The organism is Mesorhizobium sp. USDA 4775 (genome assembly GCF_054062655.1).
Window position 1 is genome coordinate 1,386,337 of sequence record NZ_JBSSFM010000001.1, and the last position, 18,961, is coordinate 1,405,297.

Annotated in this window: 15 protein-coding genes; 9 read left to right on the forward strand and 6 right to left on the reverse strand. The window is 63.0% G+C overall.

Annotated elements, in window-relative coordinates; translation table 11 throughout:
• Window positions 1–17: 17 nt before the first annotated feature.
• The 7 genes from ACVILI_RS06975 to ACVILI_RS07005 all read left to right on the forward strand — a co-directional run bounded on the left by ACVILI_RS06975 (window position 18) and on the right by ACVILI_RS07005 (window position 7,104).
• Complete coding sequence (locus tag ACVILI_RS06975) at window positions 18–2,333, forward strand: putative bifunctional diguanylate cyclase/phosphodiesterase (RefSeq protein ID WP_038651609.1); 2,316 nt, start codon at window positions 18–20, stop codon at window positions 2,331–2,333.
• Between the two features lie 148 nt (window positions 2,334–2,481).
• Entirely contained in the window at window positions 2,482–3,249 is a 768-nt protein-coding gene (locus ACVILI_RS06980) for an N-acyl amino acid synthase FeeM domain-containing protein (RefSeq protein ID WP_038651611.1), read from the forward strand.
• A gap of 130 nt (window positions 3,250–3,379) precedes the next feature.
• The gene (locus ACVILI_RS06985; protein ID WP_019862764.1) at window positions 3,380–3,529 is read left to right on the forward strand and encodes a DUF3096 domain-containing protein; all 150 of its coding nucleotides are present in this window, start codon (window positions 3,380–3,382) and stop codon (window positions 3,527–3,529) included.
• Between the two features lie 164 nt (window positions 3,530–3,693).
• Entirely contained in the window at window positions 3,694–3,918 is a 225-nt protein-coding gene (locus tag ACVILI_RS06990) for an aa3-type cytochrome c oxidase subunit IV (RefSeq protein ID WP_019862765.1), read from the forward strand.
• 85 nt (window positions 3,919–4,003) lie between these two features.
• Window positions 4,004–5,275, forward strand: coding sequence for a Re/Si-specific NAD(P)(+) transhydrogenase subunit alpha (locus ACVILI_RS06995; protein ID WP_038653728.1), 1,272 nt, complete (start codon window positions 4,004–4,006; stop codon window positions 5,273–5,275).
• On the forward strand, window positions 5,275–5,700 hold the full coding sequence (locus tag ACVILI_RS07000) for a proton-translocating transhydrogenase family protein (RefSeq protein ID WP_032919126.1): 426 nt from the start codon (window positions 5,275–5,277) through the stop codon (window positions 5,698–5,700). The genes ACVILI_RS06995 and ACVILI_RS07000 overlap by 1 nt, the downstream gene beginning before the upstream one ends.
• 6 nt (window positions 5,701–5,706) lie before the next feature.
• A complete protein-coding gene (locus ACVILI_RS07005) occupies window positions 5,707–7,104 on the forward strand; it encodes an NAD(P)(+) transhydrogenase (Re/Si-specific) subunit beta (protein WP_019862768.1) in 1,398 nt (465 codons plus the stop codon).
• 75 nt (window positions 7,105–7,179) lie between these two features.
• On the opposite strand, the gene ACVILI_RS07010 is transcribed toward ACVILI_RS07005, so the two are convergent.
• Window positions 7,180–8,097 (reverse strand): membrane protein, encoded by a 918-nt coding sequence (locus tag ACVILI_RS07010; protein ID WP_038651614.1) that lies wholly within the window; start codon window positions 8,095–8,097, stop codon window positions 7,180–7,182.
• Window positions 8,098–8,417: 320 nt separating this feature from the next.
• Between ACVILI_RS07010 and ACVILI_RS07015 the strand changes: the two genes are divergently transcribed.
• Entirely contained in the window at window positions 8,418–9,566 is a 1,149-nt protein-coding gene (locus tag ACVILI_RS07015) for an alpha/beta hydrolase family protein (protein WP_064984402.1), read from the forward strand.
• Between the two features lie 179 nt (window positions 9,567–9,745).
• On the opposite strand, the gene gyrB is transcribed toward ACVILI_RS07015, so the two are convergent.
• From gyrB to ACVILI_RS07030, 3 genes are all read right to left on the reverse strand, one after another.
• Window positions 9,746–12,217 carry a DNA topoisomerase (ATP-hydrolyzing) subunit B gene (gene gyrB, locus ACVILI_RS07020; RefSeq protein ID WP_019862771.1) on the reverse strand — a complete coding sequence of 824 codons (2,472 nt, stop codon included), beginning with the start codon at window positions 12,215–12,217 and terminating at the stop codon, window positions 9,746–9,748.
• A gap of 145 nt (window positions 12,218–12,362) precedes the next feature.
• Window positions 12,363–14,993 carry a caspase family protein gene (locus ACVILI_RS07025; protein ID WP_038651620.1) on the reverse strand — a complete coding sequence of 877 codons (2,631 nt, stop codon included), beginning with the start codon at window positions 14,991–14,993 and terminating at the stop codon, window positions 12,363–12,365.
• Between the two features lie 89 nt (window positions 14,994–15,082).
• A complete protein-coding gene (locus ACVILI_RS07030) occupies window positions 15,083–15,652 on the reverse strand; it encodes an NADPH-dependent FMN reductase (RefSeq protein WP_038651623.1) in 570 nt (189 codons plus the stop codon).
• Window positions 15,653–15,853: 201 nt separating this feature from the next.
• Between ACVILI_RS07030 and ACVILI_RS07035 the strand changes: the two genes are divergently transcribed.
• Window positions 15,854–17,221 (forward strand): cytochrome P450, encoded by a 1,368-nt coding sequence (locus ACVILI_RS07035; RefSeq protein ID WP_038651627.1) that lies wholly within the window; start codon window positions 15,854–15,856, stop codon window positions 17,219–17,221.
• 27 nt (window positions 17,222–17,248) lie between these two features.
• Here ACVILI_RS07035 and ACVILI_RS07040 read toward each other — a convergent pair whose 3' ends face one another.
• Together ACVILI_RS07040 and ACVILI_RS07045 are read right to left on the reverse strand one after the other, a co-directional pair.
• Window positions 17,249–18,226 carry a complex I NDUFA9 subunit family protein gene (locus ACVILI_RS07040; RefSeq protein ID WP_038653739.1) on the reverse strand — a complete coding sequence of 326 codons (978 nt, stop codon included), beginning with the start codon at window positions 18,224–18,226 and terminating at the stop codon, window positions 17,249–17,251.
• Window positions 18,227–18,336: 110 nt separating this feature from the next.
• Window positions 18,337–18,789, reverse strand: a complete 453-nt coding sequence (locus tag ACVILI_RS07045; RefSeq protein ID WP_019862777.1) for a DoxX family protein — start codon at window positions 18,787–18,789, stop codon at window positions 18,337–18,339.
• Between the last annotated feature and the right edge of the window lie 172 nt (window positions 18,790–18,961).

The window sequence follows — 18,961 nt, forward strand, 5'->3', positions numbered from 1 at the left end:
CTCATTGGGCGCCAGTAATGGGCAAAACAAAAGCCGATAACATCCCCGTGGATGTTTATATCCAGTTTGTGCGCTCGTTGTTCGACAACGCGCACATGCTGATAATCGGCGCGCTTTGTCACGCTGTCATCAGCCTCATGGTTTACTGGCGCAATGGCCAGCCGGTTTTTCTGGCTCTGGCGGGCGCGCTGCTTGGCATCGGCGTCTGGCGTTACTTCAGCCTGCGGCGGTTCCACCGCTCGGGCGGCGAAATGCACGACGCCGCCGATGCAAAGAAGTGGGAGCGCGAATACATCCTGAAGGGCAGCCTTCAAGGGTTGTTGCTGGGGTTCTTTTGCTTCATCTCCATCTATGTCTACTCCGATTCCTATGCAGAGATCGGAGCGCTGTCGGTAACGATGGCTTCGTTGGTGACCGTCGTCGGCCGAAATTACGGGTCGCCGCGCATGGTAATGATCTTCGCGGTTACCTTTGTCGGGCCGATCGCCGCGGCGCTCATCCTCAGGCTCGACATCCCCTATGTCGTGCTGGGCCTGCTGATCATTCCCTTCATGTTTATCATCAAGGGCAGTGCCGACCACGTCCGCAACGTGTTGTTTTCGGCGGTCGTTGGACACAAGCAGGCGCGACAGATCGCACAGCGGTTCAACCGCGCCCTCAACACCATGTCGCATGGTCTGGTGATGCTCGGCCCCGACGGCAAGGTGGTCGTCGGCAACGCTGAAGCCGCCCGTCTGATGTCACTAAGGTCGCCGGACCAACTGCTCGGACGGTCGATCCATTCGCTGTTGCTGCGCGGCGTCGCCGGCGGCATGCTGGCACCGAAGGATTGCCGCTATGTCGAGGCGCAACTGACGCGCGCGCTGCGCGAGGGACGTGACCGCAAGGTGCTTGTCTCCTTCTCCAACGGGCAGCACTACGAATTCTCCGCTCGCGAAGGCAACCAGGAATTGGGTGTCATCACCTTTGAAGACGTCACGGCTCGAGTCGAGGCGGAGGAAAAGATCCGTTTCATGGCGCGCTACGACAACCTTACCGGTCTGCCGAACCGTGCTTATTTCCATGAACTGGTCGGCGAGCTGATGGCCTCCGGAGAGCGCGACCGCCTGTGCGGCCTGGCCGTGCTCGACCTCGATGATTTCAAGAGCGTCAATGACACGCTCGGCCATCCGATCGGCGACGGTTTGATCTACGCGGTCGCCGAGCGTCTCGCCGCCGTTGCCGGGCAAGGCATCACCGTCAGCCGTTTCGGCGGCGACGAATTCATGGTCTTCTTCGACCGCATCGAGGATGAGAGCCATCTGACCATGCAGATCGACGAGATCTTCGCGGCATTGCAGGGCGAGGTGGACGTCGCCGGGCATGGATTGCGGATCCAGGCCAGCGCCGGCGCGGTTCTGTCCAAGGTCGCGGAAACCGATGTCGACGCCATGATCGTCAAGGCAGACCTCGCGCTCTACAAGGCCAAGGAGCTTGGTAAGAACGGCTGGCGGCTGTTCGAGGCGGCAATGGACGCCGCGTTCCGCAACCGGCAGCTGATGAAGGCGGATCTTCGCAGCGCGGTGGAAAGCAGGAGCCTGCGGGTCGTCTATCAGCCGATCGTGGCGATGGACACCATGCGCATCGCCAGCTGCGAGGCGCTGTGCCGCTGGGACCATCCCGATCTCGGACCGATCTCACCCGGCGTCTTCATCCCGCTGGCCGAGGAGATGGGCATCATTTCAGAGATCAGCGCCTTTGTGCTTCAGGCCGCCTGCCTCGAATGCGCCAAATGGCGCGACCAGACCAGCGTCTCGGTCAATCTGTCCGCCAGGGACTTCCGCAATGGCGACGTCATCCGGAAGGTTCGCGAAGCGCTGGAGGTTTCCGGGCTCGCGGCCAACCGCCTCGAGATCGAAGTCACCGAAACCGCACTGCTGGATGACAAGTCGCAGACCCGCCAATACATCGAGGAACTGAAGCAGCTTGGCGTGCGCATTGCCCTTGATGATTTCGGCACCGGCTATTCGAGCCTGAGCTATCTCCACAAGCTGCCTCTCGACAAGATCAAGATCGACCGCTCCTTCGTGATGGACGTCACCCAGAATCCGCGCTCGCTGGAGCTGCTGAAGGGCGTCGTCGACCTGGCCCGTATCCTGGGACTCATAGTCACTATCGAAGGCGTCGAAACATTTGAGCAGCTCAAGGTCCTGCTGCATTCGGTGAAGCCGGATCTTGTCCAGGGCTTCCTGTTCGGCGCAGCACTCAGCGCGTCGGGCATCGAAACCATGTCCAACGTGACCTGGCCTTTCGCCGCGGAATTGCAGCCGGTTGCAAGGCGCGTCGCCACCTGAAATCAGCCGTCGAATTGCCCAAAGCGCCGCTGCGCCCGCAATTTACCATTTGTTAACGTTAATTTAGGGTAAACGCAAAAGCTGGCAATTTTGCTTCTTGTTCCTCCAGCGCTTCGCTATTGTCGTTGTGTGGCGGTGCGAGGACAAAATGGAAAACAAGGTATTGGGTACGCCGCTGGCGGCTGCGACCAGCGATAAGCATCGCCCGTCAGTGTTCTCGGATCACGTCATGGATGTTCTGGAGCACGTGGAATATCGGCTCTGCGATGGCGCCGAGGACCTCGAGGCGATCTACAGGCTCCGCTACAACTCCTACCTTCACGCCGGCATGGTGAAGCCGATGGCTTCCCGCATGGTGAAGGACAGTTTCGACGATCTGCCCAATTCCTATCGCTTTGGCGTGTTCTTCGACGGTGTGCTCGTCAGCACCATCAGGCTCCATTATGCCAGCGCGAGATACCCTGTTTCACCCAGTACCGATGTTTTCGGCGACGTGCTGGCGCGGCGTCTGGCGGCCGGTGAGACTTTCGTCGATCCAAGCCGGTTCGCGGCCGATCTCGAATGGTCGAGCAGCCTGCGGGTGCTGCCATACATTACGCTCAGGCTGGCGGTGGTTGCCTGCAGTCACTTCAAGCCGACTTATTGCCTGACGGCGATCAAGGAAGAACATTCCGCTTTCTATCACCGCATCTTCAGGTCGGAGCAGGCGGTACCCCCGCGAAACTACCCCGGGCTTACCGTTCCCGTGCATCTGTTCCAGTCGAAATGCTCCGAAAACATGCAGGCGACGCTGGATCGCTTCCCGTTCTTCAACTCGACGACGTTCGAGCAACGCATGCTTTTCCAACGCCCCAACAGGGGTGAACTGGCGCCGTTGACCATCCTGCCCACCGCCAAATATTTCGAAGCGGCCTAAGAGCACGCGGCCCAAGGGCCTCATGTCTCGTCATTGGGTAACGATGCATCCCGATGGAGCTTTCCAGGCCTGACGGCGTTATCAGTGGCAGCATCAGCCGATGCCATCGCCTCTGGAAAGGACCCCCGACATGCATATTTCCCAGCTTGCGCTCACGCCGCTTATCTCGCTGATCGCCGGTGTGCTGATCCTGATCATGCCACGGCTGCTGAACTACATCGTCGCGCTCTATCTGATCGTCGTCGGGCTGCTCGGGCTTTTCCCGCACCTCGCTGGCTGAGCGCCGCCGAGCTGCCCTGCCGCAACAGCCACCCTTCGCCGAACCGGTCGGCGGTTTCAATTTTCCCTTGAGGCAGTTGTCGGCTCCAATGCGGCAATAGCGCCATTGCTCTCGGGCCGGCTTTTCGCTATGTGCCTGAAAGATGTCTTCGAAGGGGTATTCCTATGGCTGATCACTCGCCGACCGGTCCTGTCGAACTGGGCGCGAAGATGGACTATGCCGAGCATGACCGCACCTATGCGGGCTTTCTCGCTCTGGCCAAATATGGATCGCTTTTCTGCGGCGCGCTGCTTATCGCGATGGCCTTCGGTTTCTTCGCGGGCGGTTTCTTCTCGGCACTTATCCTGTTCGCCTTGATCATGGCCGCCGGCGCCTTCATTCTGCGATAGACCTTCCAAAACCCAGTTGCCATTGACCTCGCCGGATATTCCGGCCGACTTTGCGCAAACAGGTTCCAGCCGAAAGGATCATGCGGTGGGACAGACGGTTTTCATCCCTCGTGAGCTTGATGCGAACGAGCCGCGCGTCGCGGCCTCGCCCGATACGGTCAAGCGGCTGGCGGGGCTGGGCTTCGACGTGATTGTCGAAACCGGCGCCGGCACAAGGTCGCGCATCCCCGACGAAGAGTTTGCCAAGGCGGGTGCCGCCATCGGCAAGACCGCGGACGTTGCCAAGGCCGATGTCGTGCTGAAGGTCCGCCGGCCTGATGAAACCGAGCTGAAGAGCTACAAATCGGGTGCGGCCGTGATCGCCATCATGGATCCCTACGGCAACGACGCCGTCGTCGCGGCGCTGGCAAAGGCCGGTGTCACTGCCTTCTCGATGGAATTCATGCCGCGCATCACCCGGGCGCAATCGATGGACGTGCTATCCAGCCAGGCCAATCTCGCCGGCTATCAGGCGGTCATCGACGGCGCCTCGGAATATGATCGTGCCTTGCCGATGATGATGACGGCGGCCGGCACGGTGCCGGCGGCGAAAGTCTTCATCATGGGCGTCGGCGTCGCCGGCCTGCAGGCGATCGCCACGGCGCGCCGCCTTGGTGCCGTTGTCACCGCCACCGACGTGCGCCCCGCCGCCAGGGAACAGGTCGCCTCGCTCGGCGCGAAGTTCCTGGCCGTCGAGGACGAAGAGTTCAAGGCCGCCGAAACAGCCGGCGGCTACGCCAAGGAAATGTCCAAGGAATACCAGGCCAAGCAGGCGGCACTCACCGCCGAGCACATCGCCAAGCAGGACATCGTCATCACCACGGCGCTGATTCCAGGCCGGCCGGCGCCGAAGCTGGTGTCGGCGGCGATGGTCGCCTCGATGAAGCCGGGCTCGGTGCTCGTCGACCTCGCCGTCGAACGTGGCGGCAATGTCGAAGGTGCTCGGCCGGGTCAGGTGGTGACCACGGCCAATGGCGTAAAAATCGTCGGCCACCTCAACGTGCCAGGCCGCGTCGCTGCGTCCGCCTCGCTTCTCTATGCCAAGAACCTGTTCGCTTTCCTCGAGACGCTGGTCGACAAGGCCACCAAGACGCTCGCCATCAACCGCGACGACGATCTGGTCAAGGCGACGATGCTGACCGACGGCGGCAAGGTGGTTCATCCGGCCTTCGCCAAGGCCGACCAGCAGCCGCGTGTCGAGCCGGCGGCGATCCCAGCCAAGACCATGGTCGCCGACGCGTCCACGCCGAAAAAGACCGCAGCCAAGAAACCTGCCGCATCCAAGTCGTCCTCGCCCAAGTCGAAAGGCACAGCGTGATGGATCAGACCCTGCAGAAAGCCCTGGACCAGCTCGACCAGGCAAGTGCCGCCGTCCGGCTGGCGGTGCAGAACCTGGCCAATGCTCCAGGCGGCGCCGAGGCGGCGGGTGATGCCGCGCACGCCCTGTCCGGCGGCGCCATCGATCCCTTCGTCTTCCGCTTCGCCATCTTCGTGCTGGCGATCTTCGTCGGCTACTATGTCGTCTGGTCGGTGACCCCTGCGCTGCACACGCCGCTGATGGCCGTCACCAACGCCATCTCGTCGGTCATCGTCGTCGGCGCGCTGCTCGCCGTCGGCATCGCCGCTTCCGGCGTTGCCGCCGGCTTCGGCTTCGTGGCGCTGATGCTGGTCTCGGTCAACATCTTCGGCGGCTTCCTCGTCACCCAGCGCATGCTGGCCATGTACAAGAAGAAGGACAAGTAGAGCGCCATGAACGCCAACTTCGCGTCCTTCCTCTATCTCGTCTCCGGCGTCCTGTTCATCATGGCGTTGCGCGGCCTGTCGCATCCGACCACCAGCCGCCAGGGCAATCTCTACGGCATGATCGGCATGGGCATCGCCATTGCCACCACGCTGGCGCTGGCAACCCCGTCCGCGGGCCGCTTCGGCCTCATCGTGCTCGGCCTCGCCATCGGTGGCGGTGTCGGTGCCGTCACCGCGCGCCGCATCGCCATGACCTCGATGCCGCAGCTGGTCGCCGCCTTCCATTCGCTGGTCGGCCTCGCCGCCGTCATGGTCGCGGCGGCGGCCATCTATGCGCCGGAAAGTTTTGGCATCGGCACGGCGGGCGACATCCATGCACAAGCGCTGATCGAAATGAGCCTCGGCGTCGCCATCGGCGCCATCACCTTCACCGGCTCGGTCATCGCCTTCCTGAAGCTCGATGGCCGCATGTCCGGCAAGCCGATCATGATCGGCGGCCGCCACTTCATCAACGCGGCCCTCGGCGTCGCGCTGATCGTGTTGATCATCCTGCTCGTCACCACCGAGTCAAAACTGGTGTTCTGGCTGATCGTCGCCGCCTCGCTGGTGCTCGGTATTCTCCTGATCATCCCGATCGGCGGCGCCGACATGCCGGTCGTCGTCTCGATGCTCAACTCCTATTCGGGCTGGGCGGCGGCTGCGCTCGGCTTCACGCTCGGCAATCTGGCGCTGATCATCACCGGCGCGCTGGTCGGCTCGTCCGGCGCGATCCTGTCCTACATCATGTGCAAGGGCATGAACCGAAGCTTCATCTCGGTCATCCTCGGCGGCTTCGGCGGCGAGACGGCGGCTGCGGCCGATGACGGCATCGAGCGCACGGTCAAGCAGGGCTCGGCCGACGACGCCGCCTACCTGATGATGAACGCGCAGAAGGTCATCATCGTGCCCGGCTACGGCATGGCGGTCGCCCAGGCGCAGCACGCGCTGCGCGAAATGGCCGATAAGCTCAAGGCCAACGGCGTCGACGTGAAGTACGCCATTCATCCTGTGGCCGGCCGCATGCCCGGACACATGAACGTGCTCTTGGCCGAAGCCAACGTGCCCTATGACGAAGTGTTCGAGCTCGAGGACATCAATTCGGAGTTCGCCCAGGCCGACGTCGCCTATGTCATCGGTGCCAACGACGTCACCAACCCGTCTGCCCGCGACGACAAGTCCTCGCCGATCTACGGCATGCCGATCCTCGACGTCGACAAGGCGCGCACCTGCCTCTTCGTCAAGCGTTCGCTCGGCTCCGGCTATGCCGGCATCGACAACACGCTGTTCTACAAGGACGGCACCATGATGCTGCTCGGTGACGCCAAGAAGATGACCGAGGAAATCGTCAAGGCCATGGATCACTGATACGGCCGATAGGCAGAAATAGCAAAGAGCCCGGCTCTGGTGCCGGGCTCTTTCATTTCTGGCGCAAGCCTAGGCTCAGCGGCTGGTCAGGAAAACCGCTTCCTCTTCGTCGCGCTGCCTGCCGCCGAGGGCCGCGGCCGCACTGGCGATGAAGGCGCCGATGACCAGCGATAGGGCACCGAGCAGGGCGAAGGTCGCACTGGCCTTCCTGGCGCTGTCGGTCGCCTGCTTGGCCTTAACCTTGGCGTCCTCGACCTTGGCAACCATTGCATCGACGCGCGCCTTGGCGTCGGCCTCGGAAAGGCCGGTGCGGGCGGCAACCAGTTGCGCCAGGTAGGTCTTGTCGTCGGCCGAAATCTCACCCGCGGCGGCGCTGGCGACGAGGATACGCGAGGCCTGGCCTACAGCGGCGGCATCCCCATCCGGAGTGGCAGCAGCCAGCTTGCTCGGATCGGCGGGACGAAACAGCGAATCCACCAGATAGGAGGTCGCGTTGTCGGCCGACGCATTGCCGGCATTGGCTGAGGCACCGGCAGATGCTCCCAGGGCTGCACCCGACGCCACCGTGGACACGGCCTGCACGCCCGAGCCAAGCACTGCGGAAAGCGCAGAGCCGAGGACACCGACGACAAGCAACGTGGCCAACGCCCAGGCAAGAAAGCCGTGCGCCGTGTCGCGGAAATAGACCTCATCCGTGTGGATGCCGACCCATTTGGTACGCAGGCGCCCCGCTAGGTAGCCGCCGACTCCGGAGGACAGCCATTGCACGATAACCAGCCAGATCGCGGTCGACGCCGCGAAGGTGGTGATCGACGCACCAGAGCCCGACCATGGTGAGACCATGGTGAGCCCAAGACCGGAGCCGAGCAGCATCAGGATGAAAGTCAGCGTCGAAGCCGCGAAAGCGCCGGCAATGATCGGTCCCCAACTGACTGCTGTCGCGGAGGATTCTTCTGAAGCGGATAGGTCGATAGCCGATACGGTGGGCTGCATCAACGCCCCCTACCGTACGAACAGCATGATGAGGATGATGATTGGGATCGGAATACCGAGCAACCAGAGCAAAATACCACGTCCCATGAAGGCCTCCTGTGAGAAATTGTGATCGATGTTGGCACAATGTCCCGAGAGGGCTTCCGTTCCGGCGGGCTATAAAATGATTTTGTTTGCCGGCGATGGAACAATTCGGAGCGTCGCTCCGCACCAATGGCTCAAGTGATCATGTTGTTGTGATTTGACCCATAGGCCGTGTCGGGCAAAAGCGGAAATCTGGACGAATTTTCTTCGAAGTGCCTTGCCGAACAGGAAGCCAAATGGCTCTGAAGAGATTCCAGAAGAAGCAAAGAGCAAAAGCCCGGCGGATTTCTGCTCCTGTCCGCGGGCTGCGCCCGGCAATTTTCGTCGGCCTCGTCTTGCTCTCTGGTCTGTTCACCTGGGGCGCGGCCCTTGCCGCTGCAGCTGGTGCGCCGATCGGCGCGCCATCGGCCAGTTCGGCTGCCGAAGACACCGCGCATCTTTCTCCCGTGGGCTTCGAAGCGGTTCAAATACCCAATGGCGGAGAGGCGCCGCTGGCTGCCGGTATCTGGTACCCGACTTCAGCCGAGCCGCGCGATGTACCGCTGGAAGGCTTCCACCAGCGCGTTGCGCCTTCCGGTCCGGTAAAAGGCCATGCGCTGCCGCTTATCGTGATCTCGCATGGCGGCGGCGGATCCTATGCCGGCCACTATGATACGGCGATCGCGCTGGCGAGAGCGGGGTTCATCGTCGCCGCGGTCAGCCACGCCGGCGATACTTTCGACGACCAGAGCAAGGTGCTGATGTTATGGCGCCGGCCAGCCCAGCTAAGCCGGCTGATCGATTTCATGCTGAAGGACTGGCAGGAGCACGCCGACATCGATCCGCAGCGCATCGGCGCCTTCGGATTCTCGAATGGCGGCTTCACCGTACTGATCGAAGCGGGCGGAATACCCGATCTCGGCAGGATCGACCCATACTGTGCGGCAAACCCGCAGCACGATCTTTGCACGGCGTTGGCGAAAGCGGGGGTCCATTCCGTTGCAAAAGCGGTCCAGCCGCCACCGGATGCGTGGCAGCCTGATCGGCGAATTCGCGCCATCGCGGCTGCCGCGCCGGCGTTCGGCTTCACCTTTGACCGCGCCGGCCTCGCCGCGGTTCAGATCCCGGTGCTTCTATGGCGCGCGGCCGACGACCGGCATCAACCCGACCCCTGGTATGAGGAACAGATCCGTTCGGCGCTGCCGCGACCGCCGGAGTATCGTGTCGAACCCCTGGCGGGTCACTATGCGTTCCTGCCGCCATGCGGTGCCGGACGGCGCGCCGCTGCTCCCGAAATTTGCATCGACGCACCCGGCTTTGACCGGGCCGCGTTCCATCAGCGCCTGAACGCCGCCCTGGCAGACTTCTTCAGCGCATCGCTACAGTCTCAAAGCCCGTCGCATTGAAGCGGATTCAGCGGACGCGCGCAGAGCAATTCCAGGAAAAGTGTGAGCGGTTTTCCGTCCGGAATTGCGTTAAAACAAAGAGATGGAGCGGTTCGCCGTTTCCGTGAAACGGTGAACCGCTCCAGACTCTTGTGCATATCGTTTGCCCAAAACCGCTGCACGGTTTTGGGCGACATGCATCAAATATCCAGATTGGCGACCGACAGCGCGTTGTCCTGTATGAATTCGCGCCGTGGCTCGACCTCGTCGCCCATCAGCCGTGAGAACAGGCTGTCGGCATCGGTCGCGTCGTTGACTTTGACCTGCAGCAGCGAGCGCACATTCGGGTCGAGCGTGGTTTCCCACAATTGCTCGGCATTCATTTCGCCGAGACCCTTGTAGCGCTGCATGGTCAGCCCCTTGCGGCCGGTCGCAAAGACGGCGTTGAGCAGCGCCAGTGGCCCCGAGACGACTTCGGAGACATCCTTGCGGCGCAGCACGGGCGGCGTCCCGTAGACCTCGCTGAGGCGCTGTGCGTAGCGGTCGAGCTGGCGGGCGTCGGCCGAATTGATCAGCCCCATGTCGAGATGGGCGTATTCCTTGACGCTGCGCACGGTGCGCTCGAAGACATAGCCGCCGCTGCCGTCATTCGAGGTCGACATGCGGCCGGTCCAGCCGCGCTCGGTGTCCTCGGCGATGATGTCGAGCCGTTGCGCGATCCGCTCCGCCATGGCGTTGGCGCGGCCAAGATCGCTGAAGACGTCGGGGTTGAGACCGCCGGCGATCGACGCTTGTTCGACCACGCCTCTGTTGTAGCGCGTGTGCAGGCCGTTGATGAGCTGGCGCACAGCCAGCGCGTCGTCGACCGCACCGCGCAGATCCTGCCCGGTACGCACTTCGCCCGAGCCCAGCGTGAGCGACGCTTCCTCCAGCCCGGACTCGATCAGGAACTCCTCGAAGGCGCTTTCATTCTTGATGTATTGCGAGCTCTTGCCGCGCGTCACTTTGTAGAGCGGCGGCTGGGCAATGTAGAGATGGCCGCGCTCGATCAGCTCCGGCATCTGCCGGAAGAAGAAGGTGAGCAACAAGGTCCTGATATGGGCGCCGTCGACGTCGGCGTCGGTCATCAGGATGATCTTGTGGTAGCGCAGCTTGTCGGCGTTGAACTCGTCCTTGCCGATCGAGGTGCCCAGCGCCGTGATCAGCGTGCCGATCATGTCGGAGCCGAGCATGCGGTCGAAACGCGCCCGCTCGACGTTGAGGATTTTGCCGCGCAGGGGAAGGATAGCCTGGTTCTGGCGCGAACGGCCACCCTTGGCCGAGCCGCCGGCCGAGTCACCCTCGACAATGAAGATTTCGGATTTCGCCGGATCGCGCTCCTGGCAGTCGGCCAGTTTGCCGGGCAAGGACGTGACGCCGAGCGAGCTCTTGCGGGTGATGTCGCGCGCCTTGCGCGCGGCTTCGCGCGCCGCCGCGGCCTGAATCACCTTGTCGATGACCACCTTGCCTTCGGTCGGATGCTCTTCCAGCCAGGTACCGAGCGCCTCGTTGACCAGCCCCTCGACCACCGGGCGGACCTCGGAGGAAACCAGCTTGTCCTTGGTCTGCGAGGAGAATTTCGGATCGGGAACCTTGACCGACAGTACCGCCGTCAGCCCTTCGCGGCAATCGTCGCCGATCAGCGAGACCTTTTCCTTCTTGGTCAGGCCCGAGGATTCGCCATAGCCGGTGATCTGGCGCGTCAGCGCGCCACGGAAACCGGCCAGATGGGTACCGCCATCGCGCTGCGGGATGTTGTTGGTGAAGGCCAGCACGTTCTCGTGATAACTGTCGTTCCACCACATCGCCACTTCGACCGTAATGCCGTCGCGCTCGGCCTTGATGGCGATCGGCTTCTCGATCAGCGGCTTCTTGACCCGGTCGAGATACTTGACGAACTCTTCGAGGCCGCCATCATAGTGCAGTTCATGCCGCACGACGTCGGCGTGGCGGGCGTCGGTCAGTATGATGCGCACGCCGGAATTGAGGAAGGCGAGCTCGCGCAGCCGGTGCTCCAGCGTGCCGAAGTCGAACTCGACCATGGTGAAGGTTTCGGCCGACGGGAAGAAGGTGATCGAGCTGCCGCTGCGGCCCTCATAGGTGCCTGGCTGCTTGTCCTGCTCGTAGCTACCCGTGGCCTTCAACGGCGCATCGGCATTGCCGTGCGTGAAGCTCATTTCGAAGATCTGGCCGTTGCGGCGGATCTTGAGCTTCAGCCATGCCGAAAGGGCGTTGACCACCGAGACGCCGACGCCATGCAGGCCGCCCGACACTTTGTAGGAATTCTGGTCGAATTTGCCGCCGGCATGCAGCTGCGTCATGATCACTTCGGCCGCGGAAATGCCTTCGCCGGTGTGGATATCGGTCGGAATGCCACGGCCATTGTCGATCACCGTCACCGAACCATCGGGGTTGAGCGTCACGGTGACGAGGTCGGCGTGCCCTGCCAGGGCCTCGTCGATGGCGTTGTCGACCACCTCGTAGACCATGTGATGCAGGCCCGAACCGTCGTCAGTGTCGCCGATATACATGCCGGGGCGTTTGCGGACAGCGTCCAAGCCCTTCAAAACCTTGATGGAATCGGCGCCGTATTCGGCTTCGGCGCCGTTGGTGTTCTCGGTCTGGTCGCTCATGAAAACCTATTGTCTAGATGCCGCTTGTACAGCGCGAAAAATCGGCCCCGAATCGCGCGTCTGATATAACGTAGATATAGGCGCTAAAGGCAGTTTTTCCAAGGTTTGCGGGCATTTCCGGGCCGAATCCCGGGCTGGCAGCCGGCTATTTTTTCTGGGCGTTCAATTTGGCGAGAACGCCGCGCAAATATTTGATCGTGGGTTTGTCTCTTGGAGCCAGCCGGCCTGTGCGGTCGAGCTCCAGCGTCAGGTTCAGCGCCTTGGTCAGCACGGCCTTCGGATCCTTCGCCACATACGCGTAGTTGATGTAGGCCTGTACCAGATCAAATTGCCAGATCGCATTGTTCGGATCGGACTGAGCCAGTTTCTGGCGGATGCCGAGGCTGGCCTCGAAGGCCTTCTTGGAGCCCTCGAAGTGGCGCTGCTTGGTCTCCAGCATGCCGATTTCCGACAAAGTGATCGACAGGTCGCGTTGCCAGTCGGAATTGCCTGGATCGAGCTTGGCCAGCCGGTCGACAATGGCAAGACTATCCTGGTAGTTTTGCAATGCGCCGCCGACATTGCCCTGGGCATCAAGCACACCGGCAACTTTTTCCAGGCAGACCGACAGGTCGCGCTGCCAGTCGGTGTTGCCGGGGTCTTCAGCGGCAAGTTCGCGCGCTACGGCCAGCGCTTGCTGATAGGAAGCCAGTGCCGCTGGCCAGTTCTCCTGGTCGTTGAGCGCGTTGCCGATCTTGGCGTAACTGATCGACAGATCGCGCTTCAAGTCGGTGTCGTTAGGGTCACGGCGTACCAGTTCCTCGGCGATCGCCTGGCTCTTGCTGTAGGCCGCGAGCGCACCGGCGGCGTCGCCGCGCTCGCGCAGTACATCCCCAATCCTCTCGTGGCTGACAGAAACCGCGCGCTCGCGCTCAGGGTCATCGGGTTTGTTCTTGGCCAGCACAAGCCGAATTCTCAGGCTCTCTTCAAAGGCCGTTTGGGCGTCGTCCAACTGTCCCGCGGTCCGGGCAAGGTCGCCGATTTCATCATAGGTTATGGTCAGGTCGCGCAGCAGGTAGGCGCTGTTCGGCTCGGCATCGGCCAATTTCTGCTTGATCGACAGGCTTTGCTGGTAGGCCTTGGCCGCCGCACCCACATCGCCCTGCGTTGCCAGCACGTTGCCGATCTTGTCATTGGCCATGGCAAGATCCCCGAGCCAGCCTTTCTCGTCCGGCACGCTTGCGGTCAGGTCCCGCAGCATGTCCCGGGCCGCCTCATAGTGCTCCAGGGAGGTTGGCAGGTCGCCTTGCACCATCTTTATGTTGGCGAGCTTGATGTGGCTGATGGCGAGATCGCGCTTGACGCTGCGGTCGGTTTCCTGACGTGACCGCTGCTCGAGATTGGTCAACAGCGCGGTAAAGGCGCGGCCGGCCGCCTCGACATTGCCCACCGTCGTATAGAGAATACCGAGTTCCTCCAGCGTGCGGCTCTGGCGATCGGCCTGTTCCAGGTTGAGCGAGGTCTGCCCGGCCTCGCCATAGAGCGCCAGCACCGATTCATAGTCACTAATGGCCGTGGCGTAGTCGAGGTCGGCGCGCGCCGCACCACCGGATAGGAAGCGCGTCGCGGCCTCGGACAGGGTGCGGCTGACGAAATTGCCCTTCAGCGCCTGGCGCGAAACATTGTCGATGTCGGCGGCCTTGGCGAGAAGAGCGCGGGCACCATCGAAGGCGCCGAGCGAAAGCTGTTCCTCGGCCTGCCGGCGCAATTCCGCCACCTGCGGATCGTCGGAGGCGAGCGTCTTCATTTCGCCGCGCACCTTGACGAAGGCGTCGGCGGCCTCGCGCAGCCGGGCATTCAGGCTGTCGGCGGAGAGATGGTTGGCGTCGGAACTGATCAGCGCGCCATAAAGCGGCGCCAGCGGCATATCGGCGTCGCTGGCGATCTGTTCGACCTCGCCGCGCATTTCCGGGGTCACGTCGGCCATGGCCAGCAGCAGCCGTTCGCGCTCCGGCAGCTGTTCCTTGGCGGCAGCGGCAAAGAACAGTTTCGGCAGGCCGCTTTCGACATAAGGCAGTTGCTTGCCGCGCGAGAGGTCATAGACCTCCTGCTGCACCAAGGTCAGCACCGAGCGGATCTCCAATCCATCCGTGCCGAGATATTTGGTCAGCGCGGTCGTGAAGGGCGAGTTCTGGCCGGTGCCGTCGGCGGCGGTCTCGCCCGGGGCGGCCGAGAAGGCGAACAGGATGTTTTCCGCACGCCCGACGCGGCCGAGACCCGGCTTGACCTTGTCGGCGACATCCTTCGCCAGCGAAGTCGCGCCACGCCCTTCGCCGCTGCTTGCCGAGAACGGATCGCTGCGGCACGCATCGAGCACGATCAACCCGACCTTGGCGGTCGCGGCGACGGCATCGCGCACCTCCTCCAGCGGCAGACTGGTCTTGTCCAGTTGATCGAGCGAAGACGCGTCGGCATCGACCGGCAGCAGCCGGTTGTCGCCTGAGATTTCGACGCCATGGCCGGAGAAATAGACCAGCGCGACATCGGCGCCCTTGGCATCCTCGCGAAAGTCGTCGAGCGCGCGCCGCATGCGCCGAAGGTCCCGGTTGGTTTCTAGGGTGACCTCGAAGCCGAGCTTCTTAAGCGCGGCTTCCATCGCCTCGCCGTCATGGATGGGATTGGCGAGCGGCCGCACCAGCCGGTAGTCGTCCTCTGCCATGACCAGCGCCACGCGCCGTTCCGCCACCGCGGTGGCGGTGGTCGCAATCGTCAGCAGCAAGGCAAACAGCAAGCGCAAGTCGAACCGCCCCCGGCTCAGTCACCTGCCGACCATTCCACCTCTTTACGGCGCGGGCAAGCCGGCGCGTTTGGCCAACACCGGCCCGTTCAGGCAGCGCGCAGCGGCTTCAGCGCTTCGCTCCAGCGCAACAGCTCGTCCAGCATGGTCCTGGCCCCGCCGGTCACCTGTTCGCTGGCGCTGAAGGCGCCGTTCTCGTCGAGCAGCTTCTGATACATCGGCAGCGCGACGCCTTCCGGGATCGGCATGATCCCCACCGACGTCAAAAGCGGCTTCAGCGCCTGCGCCGCGCGCAGGCCGCCGGACACGCCGCCATAGCTGAAAATGGCGGCCGGCTTGTACTTCCATTCGCGCAGCAGGTAGTCGATCGCGTTGACGATCGCTGGCGCTGCGAAATAATTATACTCCGGCGCCACGAACACGAAGGCGTCCGCGGCGTCGATCGCCTTCGACCAGGCCTTGGTGTGGTCGTTCTGATAATTGCCAAGCCTTGGATGGTGCGGCTCGTCCAGCACCGGCAGGTGGAACGCGGCAATGTCGGTCAGCACCGGCTCGAATTTCCCGTGCTGGCGCGCGAATGTGTCCAGCCATTCGGCAAAAACCGGGCCGGCGCGGCCGGGCCGCGTGCTGCCGATGATAATGCTCAACTGGTGCTTCAAGGCGGGGCTCCTTTCTCAAGCGGTATCTGTTGGTGACTGTCAGTACGGCAGAGCGTCCCGGCGGACAAGGCGAGATGCCGGAGCAGGCGGTCACGATCGGATGAATGGAGCGTCTGCTTCGCGTGGCGAAGCGCCTGCCGTCCGGTCACATGGACGCGGGGATCGCCAGCCACTACATTGATGCGAGCAGCGGAGCACTTCATGGACATTCAGCCCGCCCCCTTTGTTCCCCCCGCGCCGAAGCCGCGCACAACGCCGCCTTCGACGCTGGAGATGATCCGCATTGTCTATCGCAATCCGCTCGAATTGTGGGGAGAGCATACCTATAACGAGCCGTGGATTTCCGCGAATGGCGTTGGTGGCCATCTGATCGTCGCCAACGATCCCGGCCTCATCCGACATGTGCTGGTCGACAACGCCAAGAACTACAAGATGGCGACGGTGCGCCAGAAGATCCTGCGGCCTATCCTGCGCGATGGCCTGCTGACCGCCGAGGGCGAGGTGTGGAGGCGCTCGCGAAAGGCGATGGCGCCGGTGTTCACGCCGCGCCATATCTTCGGCTTTGCCCAGCCGATGCTGAAACGCACCAAGGAGTTCGTCACCCGGTACGAAGCGGGCGGCACATCCGACATCGCCCACGACATGACATTGCTCACCTATGATATCCTCGCCGAGACGCTGTTTTCCGGCCAGATCGCGGGCGAGCCGGGCAGTTTCGCCAACGAGATCGACCGCCTGTTCGAAACCATGGGCCGCGTCGATCCGCTCGATCTGTTGCGCGCGCCCGACTGGCTGCCGCGGCTCACCCGCATCCGCGGCCGCAAGACCATGGCCTATTTCCGCAAGATCGTGACCGATACGGTCAAGATGCGCGAAGAGAAATTCAAGCGCGATCCCGATGCGGTGCCGCAAGATTTCCTGACGCTGCTGCTGAAGGCCGAAGGTCCCGACGGGCTGACGCGCTCGGAAGTCGAGGACAACATCATCACCTTCATCGGCGCCGGCCATGAGACCACCGCGCGGGCGCTGGGCTGGACGCTTTACTGCCTCGCCGAATCGCCATGGGAGCGCAATCGGGTCGAGCAGGAGATCGATGAGGTGCTGGCGCGCGAACCCGATCCGACGAAGTGGCTCGACGCCATGCCGTTGACCCGCGCCGCCTTCGACGAGGCGCTCCGGCTCTATCCGCCGGCGCCCTCGATCAACCGCGAGCCGATCGAGCCGGAGATGTGGAAGGACCTTTATATCCCCAAGCACGCGGCCGTGCTGGTCATGCCCTGGGTCGTCCACCGCCACAGGAAGCTGTGGGACAGACCCGACGCCTTCCTGCCCGAGCGCTTCCACCCAGGCAACCGTGAGAAGATCGATCGCTTCCAGTATCTGCCGTTCGGTGCGGGGCCGCGCGTCTGCATCGGCGCCAGTTTCGCCATGCAGGAAGCGATCATCGCCCTCGCCATCCTTTTGTCGCGCTTCCGCTTCGACACGACGGCCGAGACCAAGCCTTGGCCGGTGCAGAAGCTAACGACCCAACCGCAAGGCGGGCTGCCCATGCAGGTCACGCCGCGCTAGGCGTGGCTTTCAGGCGGTTGCGGTGAATCAAGCCGCGGGCTTGCGCTGCTGAAACTGGCCGGCGGCGCGGAAGCGCCAGAGGTAGCTCGGCAGGATGGTCGCGATCGATTGCGGCTGGATGTCGAGCCCGGCGAGCGTCCGGTTGGCCTTGACGGCGGCTTCCGAGACGATGTTGTGCTCGCGCAGCTGCATCACCTGGTCCTTGGTTAGCAGCGGATTGGGCAACAGGCCGAGGATCGAGGCCTGGATGTTGGCAACCCACCACGGCACGGGAACCAGCAAGCGCTTGCGCTCGATCACGGCGAGCAGCTCTTCCATGCACTCCTTGAAGGTGAGCACATTGGGGCCACCAAGCTCGTAGATCTGGCCGCGATTGATCTTGCCGTCGACCGAGCGCGCCACCGCTTCGGCGACGTCGCCGACATAGACCGGCTGGAACTTGGTCCTGCCGCCGCCGATCAGCGGCAGCACCGGCGAATAGCGCGCCATGTTGGCGAAGCGGTTGAAGAAGCTGTCTTCCGGTCCGAAATTGATCGACGGCCGGAAGATCACGGCGTCGTTGATCGTCTCGAGCACGGCCTTCTCGCCAAGCGCTTTGGTGCGCGCGTAATCCGATTCGGAGTCCGCGTCTGCGCCAAGCGCTGAAATATGGGTCAGCCCGGCACCGACCGAGCGCGCCGCCTCGGCGACGGCGCGGGAGCCGAATTCGTGCACGGCGGAGAATTTCTGCCGGCCGGTCTCATGCAGGATGGCGACGAGGTTGACGACATGGTCGGCGCCCTGCACGGCGCGGTCGACCGACCAGCGCACGCGCACATTGGCCTGCACCGGCTGGATCTGGCCGACATTGCCGAGCGGCTGCAGATGGCCGGCAAGGTCGGGCCGCCGGCAAGCAACCCGGATGCGGTAGCCGCGCTTGGCCAGCGCGCGCACCACATGGCGGCCGACAAAGCCAGACCCGCCAAAGACGACGACGAGCTTTGGGGTCTGCAGGATTTCGGTCATGGCTGGCTCCGGCGCACTTTCCAGATGGCTTGGCTGAAGCCGTTTCATAGTCGGTTTTGCGCCAAAGGCAAAGGGTGACGCGTCGTCGCGTCACCCCTCTTGAAAGCTGGTTAGAACACCTTGCCGATGCGGGCGTCGACCGAGTGACGGTTGCCGCCGCGAATGACGAAGAAGAGCAGGATCGCGGCCCACAAAAGCGACTTTTCAGCACCCGAAAAACCCTGGCCCATGGTCACCCAGTGGAACCAGACTGTGACCAGCAGTACGAACAGGCCGGCAAAAGCGGCAGGACGCGTCAAGAACCCGATGGCGATGAAAATGCCGCCGAAGAATTCGGTGCAGGCCAGAAGCAGCGACCAGAAGGCGCCGGGATAGAAGCCGAGGCCTTCGACCATCTCGGCGGCGCCGAAAGGATTGGTGATCTTTTGCGAGCCGTGGATGGCGAGGAACGCACCGGCGACGGCGCGCAGCACGGTTTCGCCAGCGTCATGCAGCGACGAATACAGGCGGCCGAGCGCCGGAATGATCAGTCTGCCGCGGGAAGCGTCGGTGGTTGCGGACATCGTAGCTCCTGTCTGTGTGAACACCTCTGCAGACGCCCGATGGATCCCATCAAGTCAAGTTAACTAAAGTTAACTTTTACGATCATGTTTATCGGACGCGTGGGACGAAACGCAGAAAACCCCGCCGAGGCGGGGTTTTCCGGGTGAACTCGCGTCGAAAGCAGGGTCCAAC